At 52.4% G+C, this 21,862-nt stretch carries 15 protein-coding genes; 8 read left to right on the top strand and 7 right to left on the bottom strand.

All coding sequences use genetic code 11. The features are described from left to right. Positions 1-152: 152 nt before the first annotated feature. Positions 153-1,250 carry a spore photoproduct lyase family protein gene (locus EHT87_RS10740; RefSeq protein WP_124906628.1) on the top strand — a complete coding sequence of 366 codons (1,098 nt, stop codon included), beginning with the start codon at positions 153-155 and terminating at the stop codon, positions 1,248-1,250. Between the two features lie 109 nt (positions 1,251-1,359). On the opposite strand, the gene EHT87_RS10735 is transcribed toward EHT87_RS10740, so the two are convergent. The 7 genes from EHT87_RS10735 to rsmA form a co-directional block, all read right to left on the bottom strand. Further along, entirely contained in the window at positions 1,360-1,725 is a 366-nt protein-coding gene (locus EHT87_RS10735) for a DUF2237 family protein (RefSeq protein WP_124906627.1), read from the bottom strand. 30 nt (positions 1,726-1,755) lie between these two features. Continuing rightward, complete coding sequence (locus EHT87_RS10730) at positions 1,756-2,598, bottom strand: endonuclease/exonuclease/phosphatase family protein (RefSeq protein WP_124906626.1); 843 nt, start codon at positions 2,596-2,598, stop codon at positions 1,756-1,758. Positions 2,599-2,723: 125 nt separating this feature from the next. Next, the gene (locus tag EHT87_RS10725) at positions 2,724-4,496 is read right to left on the bottom strand and encodes a RagB/SusD family nutrient uptake outer membrane protein (RefSeq protein WP_124906625.1); all 1,773 of its coding nucleotides are present in this window, start codon (positions 4,494-4,496) and stop codon (positions 2,724-2,726) included. Positions 4,497-4,515: 19 nt separating this feature from the next. Beyond that, positions 4,516-7,833 carry a SusC/RagA family TonB-linked outer membrane protein gene (locus tag EHT87_RS10720; RefSeq protein WP_124906624.1) on the bottom strand — a complete coding sequence of 1,106 codons (3,318 nt, stop codon included), beginning with the start codon at positions 7,831-7,833 and terminating at the stop codon, positions 4,516-4,518. A gap of 377 nt (positions 7,834-8,210) precedes the next feature. Further along, a complete protein-coding gene (gene dtd, locus EHT87_RS10715) occupies positions 8,211-8,663 on the bottom strand; it encodes a D-aminoacyl-tRNA deacylase (RefSeq protein ID WP_124906623.1) in 453 nt (150 codons plus the stop codon). A gap of 101 nt (positions 8,664-8,764) precedes the next feature. Then, complete coding sequence (gene mgtE, locus EHT87_RS10710; protein WP_124906622.1) at positions 8,765-10,117, bottom strand: magnesium transporter; 1,353 nt, start codon at positions 10,115-10,117, stop codon at positions 8,765-8,767. A gap of 64 nt (positions 10,118-10,181) precedes the next feature. Further along, positions 10,182-11,030: a 16S rRNA (adenine(1518)-N(6)/adenine(1519)-N(6))-dimethyltransferase RsmA gene (gene rsmA / locus EHT87_RS10705; protein ID WP_124906621.1), complete on the bottom strand. Its 849-nt coding sequence runs from the start codon at positions 11,028-11,030 to the stop codon at positions 10,182-10,184. Positions 11,031-11,151: 121 nt separating this feature from the next. Here rsmA and EHT87_RS10700 point away from each other — a divergent pair, with 121 nt between their 5' ends. The 7 genes from EHT87_RS10700 (at position 11,152) to EHT87_RS10670 (ending at position 21,762) form a co-directional block, all read left to right on the top strand. Beyond that, positions 11,152-11,763: a hypothetical protein gene (locus tag EHT87_RS10700; protein WP_124906620.1), complete on the top strand. Its 612-nt coding sequence runs from the start codon at positions 11,152-11,154 to the stop codon at positions 11,761-11,763. Between the two features lie 86 nt (positions 11,764-11,849). Further along, positions 11,850-13,121 carry a hypothetical protein gene (locus EHT87_RS10695; RefSeq protein WP_124906619.1) on the top strand — a complete coding sequence of 424 codons (1,272 nt, stop codon included), beginning with the start codon at positions 11,850-11,852 and terminating at the stop codon, positions 13,119-13,121. 88 nt (positions 13,122-13,209) lie between these two features. Next, positions 13,210-13,584 (top strand): hypothetical protein, encoded by a 375-nt coding sequence (locus tag EHT87_RS10690; protein ID WP_124906618.1) that lies wholly within the window; start codon positions 13,210-13,212, stop codon positions 13,582-13,584. Positions 13,585-13,711: 127 nt separating this feature from the next. Further along, positions 13,712-15,208: a hypothetical protein gene (locus EHT87_RS10685; protein WP_124906617.1), complete on the top strand. Its 1,497-nt coding sequence runs from the start codon at positions 13,712-13,714 to the stop codon at positions 15,206-15,208. A gap of 130 nt (positions 15,209-15,338) precedes the next feature. Next, entirely contained in the window at positions 15,339-18,923 is a 3,585-nt protein-coding gene (locus tag EHT87_RS10680; RefSeq protein WP_124906616.1) for a hypothetical protein, read from the top strand. Positions 18,924-18,949: 26 nt separating this feature from the next. Next, positions 18,950-20,230: a hypothetical protein gene (locus EHT87_RS10675; RefSeq protein ID WP_124906615.1), complete on the top strand. Its 1,281-nt coding sequence runs from the start codon at positions 18,950-18,952 to the stop codon at positions 20,228-20,230. Between the two features lie 116 nt (positions 20,231-20,346). Then, positions 20,347-21,762, top strand: coding sequence for a WG repeat-containing protein (locus tag EHT87_RS10670; RefSeq protein ID WP_124906614.1), 1,416 nt, complete (start codon positions 20,347-20,349; stop codon positions 21,760-21,762). Positions 21,763-21,862: the final 100 nt, after the last annotated feature.

Genomic DNA, 21,862 nt, shown 5'->3' with positions numbered 1-21,862 from the left:
GTTGAATAAAAAAAGTTTAAGGTGCTGATAATCAGTATCTAATTATTGGGTATTTGTTTCGTTAGCTAGAATTTTACGAGGGTGGATTTTGTTCTTTTAATACAAGAGATACTTCATCAATCGTATACTAAAAGAAGAACTTCGGATCTTTCATGCCTACCCAGCCAACCTTTTCTACCGACCTTAATCCGACCCGTTTTCCGCAGCGTTCAACAGCTCGTCTCTGGTTGCCCAAGCGGGTTTTGTTTACGCCGGATGCGCTGGAAGAGCCGTTTGGCCAGCAGATTTATGAGCGAATCGTCACGCTGAACTTACCCTTTGAAATTCTGAAAACCAACCGGATCACCAGCCTGCGCGGGGCGGATGAACGGGAAACCTACCGAAATGCTAAAAATACCCTGGCCGTTGTCAAGGCACCGCCGGGCGCTTTTCGTCTGCAACCCATTCCACCTTCTGCCGACTGGCAGATGAACCTGGCCGAAGGTTGCCCGGCACATTGTCAGTATTGTTACCTGGCAGGCAGCCTGCAGGGGCCGCCGGTAACGCGGGTTTACGCCAACTTGCCTCACATGCTGGCCAATACGGCGGCTTACGAACGGGCGGGTAAACTGACGACTTTTGAAGTTAGCTGCTATACCGATGTCATTGGGATCGAGCACTTAACGGGCAGTTTAGCCGAATGCATCCGGTATTTCGGAGGGCGCCCGGAGGCCCAGCTGCGGTTTGTGACCAAATACGATCAGGTTGAATCGCTGCTCGATCTGCCCCATCATGGCCGGACCCGCGCCCGGATTAGTTTGAATACCGAAGCCATTGCCCGGCGGCTGGAAGGCGGTACGGCCCGGGTAGAAGCCCGGTTGCAGGCGCTGCGGAAGCTGGCATTGCCGCGTCAGCAGGGCGGGGGAGGGTATCCGGTTGGTGTCGTGCTGGCACCCATCATGCCGATGACGGATTGGCGGGACCACTATTCAGACCTGCTCGACCGGCTGGCGGCTGCGCTCGATTTCGACTGTGATCTGACGGTGGAGTTCATCACCCACCGGTTTACAGCCGGGAGCAAGGAGGTCTTGCTGGACTGGTATCCCAACACGAGTCTGGACCTGGATGAAGCGGGTCGCGCCCAGAAACGGAATAAGTTCGGCGGGGTCAAATACGTGTATCCGACCGACGAAATGAAGACCCTGCGTTCGTTTTTCTACGATGAATGGCGGAAGCGGTTTCCCGAAGCACCCATATTATACTGGACGTAACGGGATTTGGTGAACGTTTGTAAAAACGAATCGGAAGCTTTTCGCGAGGGAATTACACAAAACCGCCGGACCATCGATGCGATAGTCCGGCGGTTTTGTATTCAGAATTTTATTCTTCAAAGGCCAATTCGCGCAACATATCCATGGTTACATAGTTTAGCGCGCGCTGGTGCGTACTGGCCAGTAAAACCGGCGGAGCCACTCCCGCGTCGAACGCTTCCCGCCAGCGCAGGGCGTTCAGACACCAGCGGTCGCCGGGTTTCAAACCGGGAAAACGGAGCTCGGGCCGGGGCGTCATCAGATCATTGCCGCGGTTGCGGGAAAACTCCAGAAATTGCCGGGTGATAATGGCGCAAACCAGGTGTTGTCCCTGGTTTTGTTCATCGGTACGACAAAAACCGTCGCGAAAAAAACCGGTTACCGGGCTCCTGCAGCAGCACTCCAAAGGATTACCGTATACGTTGGTTGCAGACATAACTAGGCACAAACGAATGAAATGCCCAAGTTAATGGATAACGGCTTTGATCACAACCGGTTGGTGGTCGGACGGATACCGTTGTTCTTTTGAATCGGTCAAAACGCCGTATTTCAGCACGTCGATGCCCTTTTTGACGAAAATATAATCAATGCGGTTTTTCATTGGCGCATCGAACTTGAAGCTGTTGAAGGTGCCAACGGGACCGTATGGCGGCTGGGCGGTTACTTTATAGGAGTCGCTCAGGAGGGTTTCCAGGGTGTGGACCTGTTCCGTTTCCGGGGTTGAATTCAGATCACCCACCAGCACCACGGGCTCGTCTTTCGCAATTTCCTGAATTTTCTGCACCATCAGTTTGCCGGATTGCCGACGGGCTTCCACACCTTGATGATCGAAGTGAACACTGAAAAAGTAGAATTTCTTTTTCGTCGTTTTGTCCCGGAACTGCACCCAGGAACAGATGCGGTTGCAGCAGGTAGCGTCCCACCCTTTACCGGGTTTGTCGGGGGTTTCGCTCAACCAGAAATTACCGGATTTCAGGATGTCGAAGCGGTCTTTTTTGTAGAAAATCGCCGAATGCTCCCCGGCCTGTTTGCCATCGTCACGACCCGCGCCGAAAAACGCAAATTCGGGTAGTTCAGCAATTCCGTCCAACTGCTCCCGCAAGCCTTCCTGCGTACCGAAAATATCGAACTCGTGGAAACGGATCAGGGCCTTTACTTCTTCCTTGCGGTTGGGCCAGGCATTGACGCCGTCGTTTTTAGTGTTGTAACGGATGTTGTACGTGGCAATGGTAATCGGGGTGTCTTTCTGGGAAAAACCGTCCTGGATAATCAGGAGGCTACAAAGCAGGATTAGGATCGTTCGTTTCATTTTTTGAAGTTAATTTTAAAAGACTGTTACACAGAGTTAATCAGAGGACATCAGGGTTAATCAGAGGTACACAGAGTAAAACTCTGATTAACCCTGATGTCCTCTGATTAACTCTGTGTACTAACTCACCACCCCGGATTTTGCCCAATGGCCGGATTTTGCAGCCGGTCGTTTTCCGGGATGGGGTAGAGGTAATATTTATCATTCCATTTCCGCGGAATGTTGCTCAGCCAGGTCAGTTCGCCGGACGTATCGTTTGATAACCGTTGCGGATTGGGAACACCGTTGACGGTTTCGGCGACGTTGATGTAGGTAACGCCCGCCAGTTGCGTCGCCGGTTTTACTTTATAGAAAACCACGTCGTTTTTGCCGTCCTCGTTCAAATCCAGCGGTTTATCGAGTGCCGGAACATAGAAACCGTTCCAGACCTGCTCCATCAGTTCCCCGCGTTTCCAGCGAATCAGATCCGGAAACCGGAAGCCTTCCAGCACCAGTTCGATGCCCCGTTCGCGCCGGATTTCCAACAGCGCCGGGTCCGAAATACCGGGGAAATAATTGGCTTGCAGATACGGATCGGCCACCGTCGGTTTGGCCGTCAGACCGCCCGTAATCCCGGCCCGTTTCCGCAACGCACCAATTGTTTTGGTCCAGTCTGCGTCGGTAAAGGTACCTAACTCGGCCTTGGCTTCTGCGTAGTTCAATAAAATTTCGGCGTAGCGCATGGTCGAGATGGAGTTGTCGTTCCGGGTTCCGCCGTCCGCATACGTGTCGTCGAGGGTCCATTTGATCGGCATGTAGCCGGTGTAGGTGTACGAAAATACCGGGGGCGCGGGCTCAACCGTTCCGCCATTGATCCGGGTATAATTGCCCGAGCGGATGGTTTGCGGCAGCCGTTTGTCGCGGCCTTTCACCTCCTCCATAAAGGTGAGGGTTTTGTAACCCGGCTTGCTGGTAAATGGCGTTCCGTCGAGGTTCAGGTACGTGTTGACAAACGTGCGGGTCAGGCTGACGCGGGCGCCGTAGGTGGCGCTCGTCCACCACCAGTTGGCGTCGTTGAAAACGCTCAAAGCGGGATCGACGACGGCGGAAAGCATGATTTCGTTCGTTACCGGCGTCTTGTTGATGAACAGTTGCCGGTAGGCTTTATCGGTTCCACCGGCTTCGTTCAACGTAAAACCGCCGTCTTTCATCACCGCTTCGGCGGCAGTGACAGCTTCGGTCAGCCATTTGTCGGCGGTTCCTTCGAGCTTATACGATGTCTGGTATTTCCGGAAGGTGCCTTCAAACAGACACACCCGGGATTTGAAACCCTGGGCCACGGATTTCGTGATCAGAGTGCGGGAATTGTCGGAGGTCGTACGGATGTTTTGCGTTGCATAATTCAAGTCGGCCAGCACCGAATCCATCACCATGACGCGTGAATCCCGGCCTTTGTACAAATCCTGATCCGTGACAGTCATCGCTTTGTTAATCCAGGGAACATCGCCAAACCGCTTCACTTTATCGAAGTAAAAGAAAGCTCGGAAAAACCGGGCCAGACCGATGTAATGCCGCCGAACGTCGGCCGGAATGGCCGGATTGGTGGTGTTTTCAATGAAATAATTGATGTTCCGCAAAGCCGTCCACGACCAGCCGGAACTTTGGCGCGGCCCATAGGCTCCTTCCCGAATCAAATCCGGGACCTGCGTCCGGGCCGCAAAATCGGCCATTTCGTCGCTCCGAATGATGTCGTTGGCCGAAGGCAGGTTATCGTAAAATGAATTGGCGTATAATTCGAGCCCCTTTTCACTGCTGAAAACAGAATTTTTGGAGGCTGTGGATTCCGGAATCTGCTCCAACTCGCTGCACCCGGCGAAAAGCAAACCGGCCAGAAAAAGACTGATATGTTGTAATTTCATTGTGTTGCTGGTTGTGAGGTTAAAACGTAACGGACAGGCCCATCGTGAAACTCTTCAAAATCGGATAGTTGTTGCCGTTTCCGCTGTTGCCGTCTGTCAATACGCGGTCGGAAGCGGTAGCACTTTCCACGTCCAGGTCTTTCGTGAGTTTGTAGAGTGAAGCCCACGTCCAGAAATTTTCGGCCGAAACAAAAACCCGGGCGCTCGTCATACCGGCTTTACTGATCAACAGCTTGGGGAGGTTATATCCCAGTTGGATGTTTTTCAACCGGAGATAAGCCAGACTTTGGAGGTATTTGGTCTGGGCCTGGGCCAGTTCGCCCGCACCGTTCTGGGCCACATAGCCACGATACCGGGGCAGATACGCATTTGGATTGTCTGCCGACCAGATATTGCCCAATTGCCAGGTTGGCAGGCGGTTATATGGCCGATTGTATTGTCCCCAGAAAATACCGGCTTCCGAACCCGGCCACCAATCCTGCTTGCCAACGCCCTGTAAGAAAGCCGAAAAGAAGAAATTGTTCCAGTCGGCACTTGCCATAATTCCGTAGGTGTAGCGGGGTGTCGAGTTGCCGATAATGGTGCGGTCGCCCGGTTTGTCGACGGTATTGTCACCCGGATCGATCACGCCGTCGCCGTTGATATCCCGGAATTTAATGTCGCCCGGCAGCAACTGGTTGGTGTTCGAGGCTTTGAAGAGCGTTTGCTTGGCCGAGTTTTTAATGTCATCGGCGGAAGTAAAAAATCCCTCGGTCGTATAACCCCAGATTTCGCCCACGGTCTGACCGGCGTAGTAATCCGTCAGCCGCTTGTTGGGGTTGTTGAACTTGTCAATTTTCGCCTTGTAATCGGCCATCGTCAGCCGCACTTCGTAGCCGAATGGCTTGCCGCCAACGGTGGCTTTATCGCGCCAGGCCAAAACCGCTTCCCAACCTTTGGTGGTCAGGTCGGCGTAGTTGCCTTTCGGAACATCGGTTCCGAAAACCGCCGGCAACGTCATGCCGACCGTGAACATGTCGGTGGTTTTCCGGATGTAAGCATCCGCCGTCAGGGTCAGGCGGTTATTGAGCATGCCCAAATCGAGACCAAGGTCGGAGGTCGTGGAGGTTTCCCAGGTTAATCCGTCCGGAATTACACTCGGCTGACCGGTTTTTTGCGGCCGTACACCGTTCAGAATCCGGCCGGACTGAGAAATCGAGAATTTTTCCTGAAACGAATACGAGTCAATCGTTCCATTGCCCAGCGAACCGTACGAACCTCTGATTTTCAGGTCAGAAATAACCTTGGGGGAAACTTTCCAGAAGGGCTCGTTGATCACGCGCCAGCCGGCCGAAACCGAGGGAAAGAACGCGTACCGCTGACCGGCCGGAAACTTCGACGAGCCGTCGTAGCGGCCATTGACTTCGAGCAGATACCGGTCTTTGTAGGCGTAATTCAAGCGGTAAAAACCGCCGACAATGGCCCACTTTTCCATGCCGCCAGAGGTTGTAATGGCCTGTCCCAACGCCAGGTTGATGTCCTGCGCGTCTTCATAAATCAACCCGTTGCGCAACGCTTCCAGCCGGCGGTAATTCGACGTTTCGTAATTGTAACCCGCCAGCACCTTCACGTAGTGGTTCGCGTTGATTTTCGGTTCGTATTCGGCATACAGGTTGGTGGCCGTATAGAGCGTTTCCCGGAAAATATTCTGAAGGTCGTTCGTGTTGGTCCCCACGTATTCGATCACGCCCGGTTTGCGGCTATACGGCACCGGAACGCGGGTGCGGTATTCATTATTATCCGTGTTTTGGAACGTAAAATTCCCCTTGACCCGAAATTGATCGTTAAAAAAGCTGGTGGCAAAATCGGCGGTATTCCGAAATACCCGCTTGTCGGTATCGATGCCATTTTTTCCGTACCAGAAATCGCCGACGGTGTAAGCCGCTGAATACGAAAGCGTTCCGTCCGGATTGAACATGGGCGACATGTTGTGACCTTCGTCCGAAATGTTCCGCCAGATACTGCCGCCTTCGCCAACGTTCAGCGGGTTGTGGTATTTCATGGACGAAAAGTCAGCGTTGTTGGAAACTTTCAGCCACGGAAACACCTGGACCGAGCCTTTGGCGCGTAAGCTGATGATCTTGTAATCATCGGAGTTGTAGCGGAACAAACCTTCCTGGCTGTAATACCGCCCCGTTACGTAGAAGTCGGCTTTTCCGCTGCTTCCCGAAACCGACAGATTGTGTTCCGTTGCGCTGTTCTGCTTCTTATACAGCTCTTTGTACCAGTCGGTATTGTGGTAATAAACGTATTCGCCCGTGGTGGGGTCAACTTCGGTTCTGGGCAGACTCGGGTCGTTGTTTCGCCGTTCCAGTTCGGCCAGATACGCCGGTGAAAACCGCACGGTTTTGTTGACGTTCTGGGGAGTTTGGGAGTAATCGTTCCAGGCCGACCAGCCTTCGTTAAACATTTTGGCAAACGTGTAGCCGTTGGTAACAAAATCCGGAACGCTCGTCGGGCTTTTGATCGAATGATTCAGCGAATAGGTGACGCTGGTGCGGTCTTTGGTGGGACTTTTGGTCGTTATCAAAACCACCCCGAACGCTCCGCGGGCACCGTAAATGGCCGCCGAAGCCGCGTCTTTCAGAACCGATACCGAGGCTACATCATTCGGATTGAGCCGACTCGGATCGCCTTCCACACCGTCGATCAACACCAGCGCATTCCCGCCCTGGCCAATCGAAGTCGTTCCCCGGATGTTATACGACGGTGATTGCGTTGGTTTTCCGTCGCCCATTCTCAGGTTGAGGTTCGGAATCGTGCCCTGCAAACCCTGCGTCAGGTTGGGCAGCGAGCGGTTGTCGAGCACCTCGCTCGTAATCTGATCGACTGCACCGGTGAGGTTGACTTTCTTCTGCGTTCCGTAGCCAACCACCACCACTTCATTGAGTGTTTTAGTATCCGGTTTGAGTGAAACATTGAGGCTGGTGCGGTTGCCAATGGCCACTTCCTGCGACTCGTAGCCCACAAAACTGAACACCAGCACGGCGTCGGTCGTCGGTACGGTCAGGCGGTAGGAACCGTCGGCACTTGTCGTGGTTCCTTTGGTGGTTCCTTTCAGAACAACGCTCACACCCGGTATTCCGTCGCCTTTTTCGCCGTCGGTCACGCGTCCTTCAATAGTGACGTCGGCAAGGACGGGGTTTTTCGGGTGATTTTTTGCAGGCTGAAGGAGCGATTTCGAGCCGGCTGCCGGTTGTTTTTGCCCGGCATAGGCGAGGGTCTGGCCGTAGCCTGAAACCAGATTGCTGGTCAGGAGCAGCGCCAGGAGACAGGCTTCTCGGAAGAAGTTTTTCATACAAAGCTGGATAGATGAATTGGTTCGTAACGGATTACTGAAAACGGACTTTTTGGTGTAATTAAACAAAGGCTATTTTAAACTATTTTACTCTTGACTAATGTGGATTTTTAAATATGATTACGCTACGGTCCTGGTTTGTGCCGGCTCCGATGCTTCTTAAGTAGGTATAGGAATAACTGAATGCCTAGTTACGGCATTTATTGAAGTATTGGCCGGGATTTAGGCGAATAGAGGCTGCGACGACCTGCTCGATCGCGCATCATCAATTTGGCTGCGAAGAAAGGAGATTATTGGATTTTACTTATGCTGAAGCGGGTTAAGAAATTGTGATTTTAACCCGGGAAATGGTCAAAAAACGGTAACGTTCGTAGGTACTAGACCCGGTTTTTCGAATCAATGACGATCGTCACCGGGCCGTCGTTGATGAGGGCAACTTTCATATCCGCACCAAACTCACCGGTTTCGATTGGTTTTCCCAGATCGGTCGAAAGTTGCTGAATCATTTGTTCGTAGAGAGGAATGGCCACCTCCGGACGGGCGGCTTCGATGAAGGAGGGGCGGTTGCCTTTTTTCGTGCTGGCGTGGAGCGTAAACTGGCTGATGAGCAGGATCGAGCCGCCGACGGTTTTTAGATCCAGATTCATTTTATCATCCGCATCACTGAAAATTCGCATCCCGACAATCTTTTTGCTCAACCAGTCGAGGTCTTCGCGACTGTCGGTGTGGGTAATGCCCAGCAGAATGAGGAAGCCGGTACCAATCCGGCCTTTTACGTGTCCGTCAATGGTGACGGAGGCTTCAGAAACGCGTTGGATGACGGCAATCACAACTAAAATGGTTTAGGGTTTTCAGTTTATGGTTTTCGGTGGCTGACGCGAGTTGATGTCTCCCGAAGGCTAAGGCGTCAGCCACCGAAAACCGTATACTTTTATATACTGAGCACCAGACTGGCAATTAAAAAATAGACGCCGATACCGATCAAGTCATTGACGGTGGTGATAAAGGGACCCGAAGCAATGGCGGGGTTGATGCCGAAGCGGTTGAGCGCAATGGGCGTGATCGTGCCCATAAACGAAGCCAGTAAAACCACCGCCAGCAGCGCCAGCGAAACCACCGGAACCAGGCGTGGTTCGCCAATAAGCAGACAGTAAGAACCCGCCAGCGAACCAATGATCAGCCCGTTGACCAGTGCTACCAGAACCATTTTCGCCAGGCGCTGACCGACAGTGGCGCTCAATCCGGATTTCTCGGCCAGACCTTGAACAATCAGCGAAGCGGTTTGAATGCCTACGTTTCCGCCCGTTGAGCCAATGATGGGGATAAAAGCCGCCAAAGCCGCGATTTTGCTCAACTGGGTATTGAAGTTATTGATCACCGTAGCCGCCATCAGACTTCCGACGGCCCCGGCAATCAGCCAGGGCAAACGGGCGCCGACGAGTTTCCAGATCGTATCGTCCTCTTCTTCCACGTCGCCGGTAATACCGGTAATGGCCTGAATATCGAGTTCGGCCTGCTCGGTAATGACGTCCACCACGTCGTCGATTGTGATCTGGCCCAAAAGCCGTCCCTGAACGTTCACCACCGGAACGGCATCAAGATCATACCGTTGCATCACTTCGGCCACTTCCTGAACCGGGCGGTACGTTTCGACGAAAATGACATCCTCTTCATAGATGTCGGCAATTTTGGCGTTTTTGCGGGCAAGCACAATTTTCTTCAGCGAAACGCGGCCCAGAAGTTTATCGGCATCGTCGATCACGTAAACCGAGTACACATTCTCCACATTTTCAGCCTGTTGCCGGATTTCCTCGATGCACTGGTTGACCGTTGTGTTGAGGTTGATTTTGATCAGCTCCTTTTGCATCAAACCACCCGCCACGTCTTCGTCGTAATGCAGCAGATCAAGAATAAAGCGGGCCTGTTCGCGGTCGCTCAGGAGCGCAATGACTTCTTCGCGGGTTTGAATCGGCTGCTCGTTGAGCAAATCGACCGCATCATCGGAGTCCATTTCATCGACGTAGTGGGCCAGTTCTTCCGAGGTAAAGCTTTGCAGAAACTCCCGACGGTCGATCACTTCCAGATTCGTCAGAATTTCGGAACCCACTTTTTTATCGAGCAAGGCCAGCAGATACCGGGCCGCGTCGGTATCGAGTTCGTAGAGAATTCCGGAGATATCGGCGGGGTATAATTCTTCCATTTCGGCCCGCAGCGTTGCATCGTCGTGGGCGTCGATGGCCGTCTGAATGTGCTCTACGTATTCCTTGGTAAGCTCGAAAGTCATGTACTGGAATGATGAACGATGGATGATGAACGATGGATGAACGGGCTTTTGAATTCATCGTTCCTCATTCATCGTTCATCATTAATAGGGTTAATTGAACAAACTCCGCCACGCCCAACTGCTCGGCGCGTTTATCCAGCAATGGGTGAGACAACATCGACTCCGGAGGGTTTAACGGTTTCAGCGCATTTCGCAGCGTTTTCCGGCGGTTGTTGAAGCCTTGTTTGACGACCTGAACAAATTTCTTCTCGTTACATGGCAACGCAACCACCTGGTTGCGCCGGAGACTGATGACGCCCGACTGCACCTTGGGTGGGGGCGAAAACACACTGGCGTCCACCGTAAACTCGTAGCGAATGTCGTAGTAAGCCTGCAGCAAAACGCTCAGAATCCCGTAGTCTTTATTGCCCGGTGGTGACGCAATGCGCTGAGCCACTTCCTGTTGCAGCATACAAACGACTTCCTGCACCTGCTGCCGATGGTCCAGTACTTTAAATAAGATCTGCGACGAAATGTTGTAGGGAAAATTACCGATGATGGCAACCGGCTCCTGAAAAAGGGCGGATAAATCTTTTTTGAGAAAATCACCGTCCAGAATTCGACCGCGCAACATGGGAAAATGCGCGGTGAGGTAGGCGATGGATTCCGGATCGATCTCGATAACGTGCGTCGTAAACGGCAGGTCCGTTGCCAGCAGGTATTGCGTCAGAACGCCCATCCCGGGGCCGATTTCCAGCACGGTTTGGTAGCCATTGTGGCCGGAAAGCAATCCGGCGATGCGTTCGGCAATACTGAGGTCCTTCAGAAAATGTTGGCCCAGGTGTTTTTTAGCGCGCACCGAATCACCCCGAAAAGAATGATCCCGGTCCGACGTGGCTCGCTTTGAATGATTTCCGTAGGAACGCACAGGCATAGTTTGACAATTTTAGGAATACAAAGGTACACCTACCATTGATGGAACCGTATAAAATTCATGGCATTTCCTGAGGGAATTGGTTAATTTTACGGCTTTCCCGGTAATTCGTCATTTATACATGCACAGAGGTGTTATTCATTACGATGAGTTGACGGAATGCGGGCTGTTTAAGGATGCAAGTGGTCAGGTTCATATATTCCGAAAGGGAGATTCGGTTTATCGGCAAGTCTGGACGTACGACTTTCCGGAAAAACCGCTAACTGGTGTTGCCATTCCGCCCGAGCGAAGGCCCCTGGCATCGGCCCCGATTTCTGAAAAACCGCTGGCAGCAACGCCCAGAACCGGTTATGCTGCCCCGTCGACTACCCGGATCGGGCTACTCAATTGGATTGGTATGGCCTTGTCGGGTCTGGCTTTGCTGTTGTTGATCAACATTGGGGGCGAACCCCGGAAAGACGGCGGGGGCATGAATCCGAAACTGGTCGAATCCATGTGGGCCGTCATCGCGGGGGGTTTGTTGCTGATCGAACTAATTTACTTCAGCGTGGGAGCTGCCCGCTGGCGCATACGTACGAATTATTGGGGTATCGTCGTTTGTACAGTGTTTGCCAGCCTGCTGATGAAAGGCTGCGATCACTACCAGGCCGACAAAGTGGCCGACGTTTACACAATTGTGTTAGCCATTTTATTATTGGTGGTTTATATACTGCCCAAGCAAAAAAACGGGTAACAACCTGAGTTCACAAAGGGTTAGCGTGGAAATGACCGGCCGGGAACCGGTTTCCAAACCAGATAAATTACGACGTGCACACACTAATGAATCAACCACCCATTCGGGCCAACAGCCTGTTATTCCTGCTACTCCTTCTGCTGGTTCAAAGTTGCGGTCGGAAAGAAAAAAAAACCGAAAAACCGCCCGAAGCCAAGCCCGCCGGAATCAGCAACATCCTTTTTTTTATGGAAACCTCGGCCAGTATGGGCGGCTACCTGAAAGGAGAAACAAATTTTAAAGTTGCTGTTTCTGAAGTAGTTACGAAGTTGAACCAGATTGCCCCGGTAGAAGTCTGGACCATTGCCGGTAAACCGAAGCCGTTTGTGGAGGGCTATAATCAGTTTGTTGTCAATCTGGCTACCACACCCCTGGCTACCGAGCGGAGTTCGGAATTGCATAAAATTTTTAAGGAAGTCGGCGAAAAGGCGAAGGGAAATACCGTAACGATGCTGGTGTCGGACTGCATTCTGTCGTTTCCGGACGCCGAGATCAAAAAGAACCCCGAGGTCAACCGACAAAATGCGGAAAGCGTTCTCAAAAGCCAGATCAACGACCAGTTTGCGAGCCTGAAAAAACAGGGCATCAGTGCCACGGTGCTGGCTTATAGCTCCGGTTTTAACGGAACCTACTACGATTACCAGAATACCAAACACAAACTGGCGGGCGAATCCCGGCCCTTTTACATCTGGATTATTGGCAAACAGGAACTCGTCGGCGATCTGAACCGAAAACTGGGCGAGTTGATGATCACGAAGCCCGCCAAACAACTGGATTTCGGGGCCAGTGGCGCCCTGAAACAGTTTGATTTGTTCTTTTCGCTGAATAAAAAAGGGGCGTGGCGGGCCGAAAAAGCGGGTCTTGCCGAACTCTCCGTAAAACCGTCTGCTCCGGCCGAATTTGCCGTTGGGGTCAATCTGAACGGGTTACCGGCGTACGCGCAGGCCGAAGATTTTATCCGGAAAAACCTGATCGTGACAGCGCCCAATGCCACGGTCAAGCTGATTACGGTACAGAAAAAAGAAAAAGTTTCGACCACCCGGATCAAGGAGCGGGAGTTGAAACTGCTCAACCAGAATACCCACGTCCTGACGTTTCGGGTTGACAATCTGTATGACGAAAAAGCGGATGTTGTTCTTAAATTGCCGGTGCGTTTCGACGACTGGTACGCCACTGGCTGGTCAACGATGGACGATCGGACATCCGAAAACCGGTTCAACAAAACCTTCGCGCTGGTTCATCTCATGAACGGCGTGAAAGAAGCCTACCAATCGTCGACCAATGATTTTCTGGTGCTGAATTTAAAATTGGAAAAGTAAGGAAAATTGCCCTTAAGAAATGGAAAAGAAGAGACGCGATTAATCGCGTCTCTTCTGCGACAACACACAAATACTAACCGTTATCTCCATGTTTGTAACCCTGTATGAACTCTGGCTGGGCCAGAACAATGATCCTATCTACGCGGACGAAATCTTCACCCCGGTTGGCCTGATCACCCTCTTGTTTTCGCTGGGTCTGGCGGCCTTATTCTACCTGATTCTGGGCCGATGGAAGTCAGTTTTCTACCGCACTTCCCATTGGGTAATCATGTTGGTGGTGGCCGGGATTTTCGGGTATGGATACGCGCTCTGGTTCGCGCTGGATGCAACCGACGCCGAAGATACGGACAGCTACATGCAGGGGTTCGGGGGCGTAAACTTATTGTACGCACTAATTTACTTTTTCGTTTTTTCGTTACTTCTAAAACGGTTCTCCATTTTCGCGAAACGAACACCATTCTAATCGTCTTGAACGGGGATTTCGCGGATTAAAGGCTTAACCAGGATTACCTGTTCCTGCTTTTATAGTCGAAGAATTTCCTCTTAATCCCTTAATCTGCGAAATCCCCGTTCAAGACGACTCTTTTTCTATGAAACTATTTCTTTTTGGCATTGGTGGTACGGGCGCCCGCGTCCTTCGCTCACTGACCATGTTACTGGCCGCCGGGTCTAAAACACCCGCCGACCTGACCATTATCCCGATTTTGCTCGATATGGATATGCAGAACGGCGACACCGAACGGGCCTTGCGGGAAGTTGAACTCTACCGCGCCATTCGCCGGGTAGCGTATAAAGATACGGCCGCCAGCCAGGGCAGCCAGACCGAACGGCGGACGTTTTTTGCCACACCCCTGCAACCGCTCGGGACGCTGCAGGCCGAAAATGCACAGGAGAAAATCGGCGACTCGGTATTGCCCAAACTGACCGATCACGAAGGGACTTTTGAAGAATTCCTGAGTGTCAGTAACATGGACGATATCGACCGCGAGCTGCTCAAACTGCTCTATGACAATTCGGCCCGGCCCACGAGTGCGGAATTGAAGCTGAATCTGTCGGTGGGTTTCAAGGGAAATCCGAACATCGGCAGTGTGGTTTTCAATGCGCTGGAAGACTCGGCGGTATACAAATATTTCACGGGGGCCTTCAACGACCAGACCGACCGGATTTTTGTCATCAGCTCCATTTTTGGGGGAACGGGCTCGGCCGGTTTTCCGCAACTGGTCAAACTGCTGCAACACCCCAGTCAGAAAATCCAGATTCGCAACGCGAAAAAAGGCGCGGTGACGGTGATGCCGTATTTTGCGCTGGAAGAAAACAGCCAGAGCGCCATCGACCAGAACCGGTTTTTGTCCAAAACCAAGGCGGCCCTTTCGTATTACCAGACGCAGGTGAATATGGATGCCCTCTATTACATCGGCGACCGGCCCGGTAGCAAGCTGTATCCCAACGTGGAAGGTGGTTCGAAGCAGACCAACAACGCCCACGTGGTGGAGATGCTGGCGGCAGCGGCCATTCTGGATTTTGCCAACAAACCCGATGCGGAATTCAGCGACGCCAAGCGGTATTTTGAATACGGCCTGAAACGCAACGACCGGACGCTCGACCTGCCGCATTTTTATGACCAGACCTACAACGGTTTGTTGGAACCGCTCATCCGGTTTGCCTACGCGACCAAGTTCTTTACCGACTTTGTTCCGGCGAATCTGGGGGAGGCTTTTGCCAAAAATCTGGCTCTTTCCCAGAACCTGCGGACCAATACGTTTTATACGTCGCTGGAAAATTTCATGACGCACCACTTCAAAAACTGGCTCAACGAAATGGCGCAGAACGACCGGGCTTTCTTCCCGTTCGACATGCCGAACGACTTCAATGCGATGGTGCGCTCAAAGCGAATTGAAACCGGTTTCTTTGATAAAGGGATCAGTGAAAAATTTCTGCGGGATCAGGCCGGGAAGATCGAAAACACCTTCCAAACGCCCTTTCCCGAACCAGAAAAGCGGTTTATGCAGCTGCTGATTGAAGTTGCAGAAAAGTGCCGCGAAAAACTCGGCCCCCTTAACCGGCAACTGTCCGATGCTAGTGTGTAAGTAATACGTTGTTTCGCAGAGTTAGCGGAGGAAACCAGAGTTAAGCGGAGTTTTTAGTTCTCTTCCTCCGCTTAACTCTGGTTTCCTCCGCTGACTCCGCGAAATAACCCTTTTTGATCTTTCGAAACTCATGCCACATATACTCAGAATTGATAATGATCCCAACGTCAGCCAGCAGAACCACCAGGATTGGACGGGTTCGCATACCGGTCTGACGGGCAATCGCATTGAACACATTCCCGACACGCTTTCCGGAGCGGCTGGTGGAGCCGCCGGAGCTGCGGCCAAGGCCGGAACATCGATTCCGTCGCCGTTTGCGCGGTTGTATCTGTTCGATACGGCTTTCCGGATGGTCAAAAACAACCAGCTTCCCCGCGAACTGTCGTTGTATCATGTGCTGGTTTCGCACGCCCTCGATATGCTGGAACTGTTGTTTCAGGCCGGCAACAGCGCCGATCTGACGTATCGGGTCTGGAACCGGGCCGAACGGCTGGAAGCCCTGCGCAAAAAGGCCAACCCGTCGACCACCGTCCGGCATGCGCACCAGATTCTGGCGAAAGCCCTGGAGCTGGATTTTCGCAACGAACTCGGAACCATTCAGCAGTTTACGCTCATCTATTACAAAGGCGCGCTGCTCGGCGGAACGTCGCCGTTGTCACTGGTTTTTACCTCGCCCAACTGGGAGCAGGAACGCCAGAACAAGTTTATCGATCCGCCGAAAAGTACAACGGGCCGGACGCTGTTTCAGAACGAATATGTGCCACTGCAAGACCGTGACACGGCTTTTGTGACGTATCTGCGCCGGTTGTATGATCAATACAAGGATTTGCTGCCCGCCAAAGGTGGTTTTTCCGAGTTTTTGTACAAAGCCTTCTTCGACAATACCGTACAGCTTCCGATTGAAGCGAACACGACGCTGGCGAATTTTGAGCCGATTCAGATTGGTGGCGAGGGCAACTCGACGTTGCAGGTGCTGCCGGGACTGGCGTTGTATAAGGTCCGCGAAAACGACGTGCTGGACGACATCGAGGAAAACAGCGATTTCGTCATGCAGCCCACGGTATCGTATTACCAGCAGGAGTCCCGCAATGGCGCACCAACGAACGTTCGGAAACCGCTGGCGCTGGCGTCGCGGATGGATGTAGCCGGCCGGTATGTTAAAAACACGAACTGGAATCCACAAACCGTGATCATGCGCTCGTTGCTCAACAACCTCAGCGAAGGGGGTTTGCTGGCCGAGCGGTATTTGCCGGGCGTCGATAACGTGCGGTATCCGTTCCTGACAACCGACGATTTTCTGGAAGATTTTCTGATTCAGGTACCGTTTAAAATCAATAACAAGCGGTTTTTTACCGGAACCATCGGTGAGTGTGAGTTTTTGTTGCCGATTCGGAAAGAGTATTTTAATTTTTTCCGGATTGAAGACGTCCAGAAGCAGTTCAATCTTTCGGCCGAGCACCGGGGGACGGATAAAATCATTACCGCCACGCTGCGCATTCCGATTCGGAACAACCGCACCATTGAGTTCCGGAAAGAATACAACCTGGCCCGACCGGAAACGATGATCGATTTTCGGGCAGGTCTGGCGTTTTTTCCGTTCTACCGCGTTACGGTTCCCGACTTGCAACAGATGAACCAGTATCACGTGATGCTGGCTGATGTCAGCGACCCGAACATCGGTTTTCGGGCGCACAACTCCGTTCAATTTTACGAACTGCCGAATATCATCGCCGGAAAACCGCTCAACGTACCGGCTCCCGAAGCGCGTTCGCCCAAAGTTGATCCCTTGCCGGCGTCCTATTATTACAAAGTTTCGCAGGCTTTCGACGTGATGGAAATCCGGCTCGAGCGGGGCGGTATTCCGTACCGGGGTCTGGTGTTGCCACAGTTTACGACCATCTCGGAAAAAGGCTATAAAAACTTCACCTTTGCCATCGACTTCGGAACGTCCAACACGCACATCGCCTACACGGATGCGGCTATGGGCGACGTGGAACCCAAAGCGCTGACCGTGAGCGACCAGAATACGTCGCTCGACAAGGATGAACTGCAAATGGTGCTCTTCAACAAACCGTACGAAGGCTACGAAGCGCAGACGATTTACGATAAATACGAAAAGCGGGTCAGTTTTGGCGGGCTTGTTCAACTCGACCAACTGGTTCGGCGTGAGTTTATTCCGGCCATTATCGGCAAGGAATTCGGTTCGCCCTTTGCTTTCCCGCTTCGGACGACGGTTTATGAAAAAAGCGGTTTTACCGATAGCACCAACAACCTGTTTTCCAAAGTCAATCTGGGCTTCAACATCGATCTGGAAGAAGGCAGCACGGGCGTCAATCACTACGTCACGAACCTGAAATGGTTGTTTGAAAACCAGCCGACCGATACGCTCAACCGGCCCCGGGTACGTGCCTTTTTTGAAACTCTGTTGCTGCTGATTCGTAACAAAGTCATTCTGAATCAGGGAAATATCCAGCAGACGAGTGTGGTCTGGCTGGCCCCGTCGAGCATGCGGGCGGTGACCGAAGACAACCTGGTTCACGAGTGGGAGCAGGCTTTCCGCAATGTATTTGGTACCACGAATAATTTTCGGGCCAAACCGGTTCCGGAGTCGCTGGCGCCCTATTTTTACCTCGTCAAAAATGGCGTCAAATCGTTTGCCGATACCGTCAACGTGGATATTGGGGGCGGAACGGCCGACATCATGCTGTTCATGAAACAGCAGGGGCGCTACCTGAATACGTCGTTTCGGTTTGCCGGTTACGACATTTGGGGGGGCGGTTTGGACGAACAGGGCCATCCGTCGCACCGGAAAGACAGCGGATTTGTCAAAAATTACCTGGCCTACCGCCGGACGCTCAACCAGACGCCCGCCCGTGAGGATTCCATTTTGGACACGTTCCTGAACAAACCGGAGCTAACCGCCGAAGACATTGTCAGTTTACTGTTCAAGTACGACAGCCACTTCAAGTTTACGCAGTCGATTCAGGACGGAAAACCGGCCTTGCGGATTGTGATGTATCTGCATTACAGTGCCATTGTCTATCACCTGGTTCAGCTGCTGGAGTCGCACAATCTGGCGTTGCCGCGCTACCTGACGTTTACCGGCCGGGGGAGTCAGTATCTGGCGATGCTCGGTTCGCGCTCGCGCCTGATTCAATTTACCAAGATGCTGTTCAAAGCGTATTCGAAACAGTCGGTGCCGCCTGATTTTGAGGTGATTCTGTCCGATAACCCGAAGGAGACGACGGCCAACGGAGCGGTTTTGTACGAAAATGCCGGTGGCGAAAAAGCGCAGTACGAAAACCGCGAAACGACCTGCTACTGGGGCAACGAACCCGCCACGCCCGAAGAAGAAGGGCAGGAGCCCAAGCCCCAGTTTGCCTTCGAATACCGCCGGACGAAAATTGGCGAAGTGAGCCCGCAACGGGAGTTTCACCACTCGGTTTTGCACAACATGCAGCGGTTTCTGGAACTGACGCTGCTCGATCGCGACATTGCCTATTTTCTGAGCGAATACAACATTCAGACGCCCGAACGGTATGTCGACTACCTCGTTGGCGCCGACATTACGCGCGGAGGGCGGCTGTATGACAGCTACATGCTGGCGCGGATGGGTTTTGAACAACGGCCGAACGACGCATTGGGGGAAACCTACTTTTTTCTGCCGCTCAAACACGCCTTGTACGAATTATCGAAATACATTGCCGAATCGTAATACTCAACTAAACACCTCTTCGAAGGATGATCTGTCAAACTACCCGCTGGATTTTGTTGCTTGGCGTGTTGCTTCTAAACAGACCGGCTTTTGCCCAAAATGCTGCCGAAAACCGGAAAAAGCTCGACCAGGCCGCGTTTCAACTCATCAAAACAACGGTTGAATTTCTGACGACGGACACGCAGACGTTTCAGCACGTGAAGGCCAATCGATGCCAATGCGATTCGTACGACGGATTGAAGGATTTTATCACGCAAAATGAGTTGATTGGTGCGGATAAACTGGTCGATGAAGCCCGAAGAAGAGCGGCTCAGAACATCGCTCAAATCAATCAGCCCCGAACCGCGCTGGAAGGAGTCAAAGACTATCTGAATCAGAAAGTCGCCAGCGGTGACCGGGCCAGTCGTCAGAATTTGCCGACGTATGCGGCTTTCGAATCGGCAATGGATGGTATTATCAACCGGGCGTTAACAACCGGATCTGCCGTTGCGGCACCGGAGCAAACGGTTGATACGCCGGAAGCAGCCACCCCAACGGCTACGTCGGAAACCGCCGAACCGGCACCGGTAGCTACCCCTTCAAACACTCAATCAAATTCGAACTCTATGGATAGTTTTGCGCTTTTTTTATCAATTCTGAGTCTGGTTGGCGTTGCTTTTCTGGCTTATTTAGTGGTCAAAAACCAGAAGCCGCAGCAGTCGGCCCGTGACGTTCAGTTTGATTCCCAACTGGCAAAACTTTCGGACCGGATCAGCAAGCTGGAAGTTCGTAAAAATCAGACGAATGAAACGTTTCAATTGAATGCGCAGCTGGAAGCTTTGGAACGCTCGGTGCGGTTACTGGAACAAAACCGGACTGAAAAGCCGGCAGCCCCCACGGCCAGGGTGCCGCTTGAAGTCGTAAAACCGGCTGTTCAGGAAGCCCCCGACGAACCGGAAGTGCCGAATCGCCCGGCCAATCGGTTTCGGACGCCCACCGTCGAGCCTGCCCGGCCAACGGCCTTGTTTGCCCGAACGGCGGATCTGGGTGACGGCTTTAGTGCGGGGGGCTTACTGACAACGCCCGAACGCGATACGGTTTTTGACATCACTATCCAAAGTGATACGCAGGCCACGTATCAGGTTTCCGAAAATGCCGATGCGCAACGCCTGGCGTTGAGCGACCCGTATTCGTATCTCAACGACGCCTGTGAATACCTGACGCAGCCCAATCCGAACAGCCGGATCCGGACCGAACAACCCGGCCAGTTGACGTTGCAGGGTGATAAATGGAAGATTACAGAAAAAGCAAAAATTAGATTTATTTAGTAATTTAATACCCGGTCCGGACATTTGGCATCAATGCGGTATTAAATAGAACGATACGGGTAAACAAGCGCATAGCTACCGGTCTTCGATACAATGAATAGGGATTTGCTGGTATCATGACACTGGAAGAATTACGGGATCGAATTAAAAATGAGGTCGTTTTGTATGAAGGCGAACTGGCTGACTGGCAGTGGCGGCAAAAAGGGCTCGTGGCAGAAGCCAATGAGTTAGGAATTACTGACTTCACCCGTCTGGTAAATGACATCAGCCGTCAGATAAACCGTGATTTTGGCAAAATTCTTGACCTGAAAAAAAAGATCGTTACCGTTGCCCTGCAACGTCGAAACGCGTTGTCGGAAGCGGATATCAACCAGTTTGTCAGCGAAGCCGAGCGGGTTCAGCTTTCCCGAACTTTTGTGACGGACCAGTGGATACCGGCCATTCTGGCGGCACTGCCGGTGTCGGCAGTGCCTGAAACGGGACCAGCGCCCGGGAGCACGGGCGCAAGTCCCGTTGCTCCGGAAACAAAACCGCAAAACGGCCCCGCTTCCGAAGCCGCAGCTTCGGTTGATAAAGTGGAATCGGTTCGCAAGAAAATCAAGAACATTTTAGATGATTACGATAAGCACATTCAGGCGCAGAGCCTGAAATTCCTTTTTAAAGCGGTTGACTACGATGAAGCCGAACTGGCGGAAGAGATTCGGCTTTATCTGTCGGAAAACTTTTACGCGTCCGTTAATCCGCCCCGGGGCAACACCCTCAAAGAGAAGTTGATTTCGACCGACTGGCGGCATTTGAGCTGGTGGGAAAAGGAGCAACCCCGGCCGAATCCGCAGCCGTCGGGCTCCGTAAAAAACCAGACCGGCTATACGACAACGCCCGCGACGGGGGATATGAATCCGCCGGTAAACCGGGCGACAACAGTTCCGGGGCCGGTGGCGGAACGACCACAGCCGATTCTTCCGCCGGTGGCAAACCCACCGGAAACTCGTCCCAAAAGCGGTTTTTCGGATGCCGCCCTGATTGGTCTGGCAATTTTGTCGGCTTTGGTGCTAATCTGGGTAGTTTTGCGGTTGACACGGGGAGAAGACCCGGAACCCGAACCGGTCCGAAAACGGCCGAAGGGTCGCACAAGCCAGAATCTGGATGGATATCCTACCAAAAAGACGTCGTTGGCAACCCGAACGAAATCAGAAAAGCCGGTGAAAAAGACACTGGTTCCAATGGAAGATGAAAGCGGTGAATTTCAACGCCCGGCCGTTAAGAATACCGTCGAAGAGGGGACGGACGAGGCTGCTCCGAAATCATCCGTTCCGTCTTTCGATGAGGTGGATGAAACGAAGGGTCAATTCGGCTTGCGGCCCGCCCGGAAAGGACAACTTTGGGGGTATATCGACGAAAAGAATCGATGGGTAATCGAGCCGCAGTTTGAACTGGCCACCCCGTTCAACCTGGGAAAAGCCAGTGTGGAACTCGACGGAAATCAGTTTTTTATTAATCGGTATGGGCAACGCTTGCGGGATGATAACTGATTCAGTGTGAAATGGATAGTCAGGTCCTGTTTTAGAAGTAGCCTGAATAGCGAATCGTTATTTCTTACCAAACAATCCAAATAATAAACAGACATCTTGA

The sequence above is a fragment of the Larkinella knui genome (genome assembly GCF_003858645.1).
In the GTDB taxonomy this organism is placed as follows: domain Bacteria; phylum Bacteroidota; class Bacteroidia; order Cytophagales; family Spirosomataceae; genus Larkinella; species Larkinella knui.
This window is presented reverse-complemented; position numbering and strand designations above follow the sequence as displayed.

Bases quoted from the DNA above. Each gene is read 5' to 3' on its own strand.
- EHT87_RS10740 (WP_124906628.1), top strand. From the start codon at position 153: ATGCCTACCCAGCCAACCTTTTCTACCGACCTTAATCCGACCCGTTTT.
- EHT87_RS10735 (WP_124906627.1), bottom strand. From the start codon at position 1,725: ATGTCTGCAACCAACGTATACGGTAATCCTTTGGAGTGCTGCTGCAGG.
- EHT87_RS10730 (WP_124906626.1), bottom strand. From the start codon at position 2,598: ATGAAACGAACGATCCTAATCCTGCTTTGTAGCCTCCTGATTATCCAG.
- EHT87_RS10725 (WP_124906625.1), bottom strand. From the start codon at position 4,496: ATGAAATTACAACATATCAGTCTTTTTCTGGCCGGTTTGCTTTTCGCC.
- EHT87_RS10720 (WP_124906624.1), bottom strand. From the start codon at position 7,833: ATGAAAAACTTCTTCCGAGAAGCCTGTCTCCTGGCGCTGCTCCTGACC.
- mgtE (WP_124906622.1), bottom strand. From the start codon at position 10,117: ATGACTTTCGAGCTTACCAAGGAATACGTAGAGCACATTCAGACGGCC.
- rsmA (WP_124906621.1), bottom strand. From the start codon at position 11,030: ATGCCTGTGCGTTCCTACGGAAATCATTCAAAGCGAGCCACGTCGGAC.
- EHT87_RS10700 (WP_124906620.1), top strand. From the start codon at position 11,152: ATGCACAGAGGTGTTATTCATTACGATGAGTTGACGGAATGCGGGCTG.
- EHT87_RS10695 (WP_124906619.1), top strand. From the start codon at position 11,850: ATGAATCAACCACCCATTCGGGCCAACAGCCTGTTATTCCTGCTACTC.
- EHT87_RS10690 (WP_124906618.1), top strand. From the start codon at position 13,210: ATGTTTGTAACCCTGTATGAACTCTGGCTGGGCCAGAACAATGATCCT.
- EHT87_RS10685 (WP_124906617.1), top strand. From the start codon at position 13,712: ATGAAACTATTTCTTTTTGGCATTGGTGGTACGGGCGCCCGCGTCCTT.
- EHT87_RS10680 (WP_124906616.1), top strand. From the start codon at position 15,339: ATGCCACATATACTCAGAATTGATAATGATCCCAACGTCAGCCAGCAG.
- EHT87_RS10675 (WP_124906615.1), top strand. From the start codon at position 18,950: ATGATCTGTCAAACTACCCGCTGGATTTTGTTGCTTGGCGTGTTGCTT.
- EHT87_RS10670 (WP_124906614.1), top strand. From the start codon at position 20,347: ATGACACTGGAAGAATTACGGGATCGAATTAAAAATGAGGTCGTTTTG.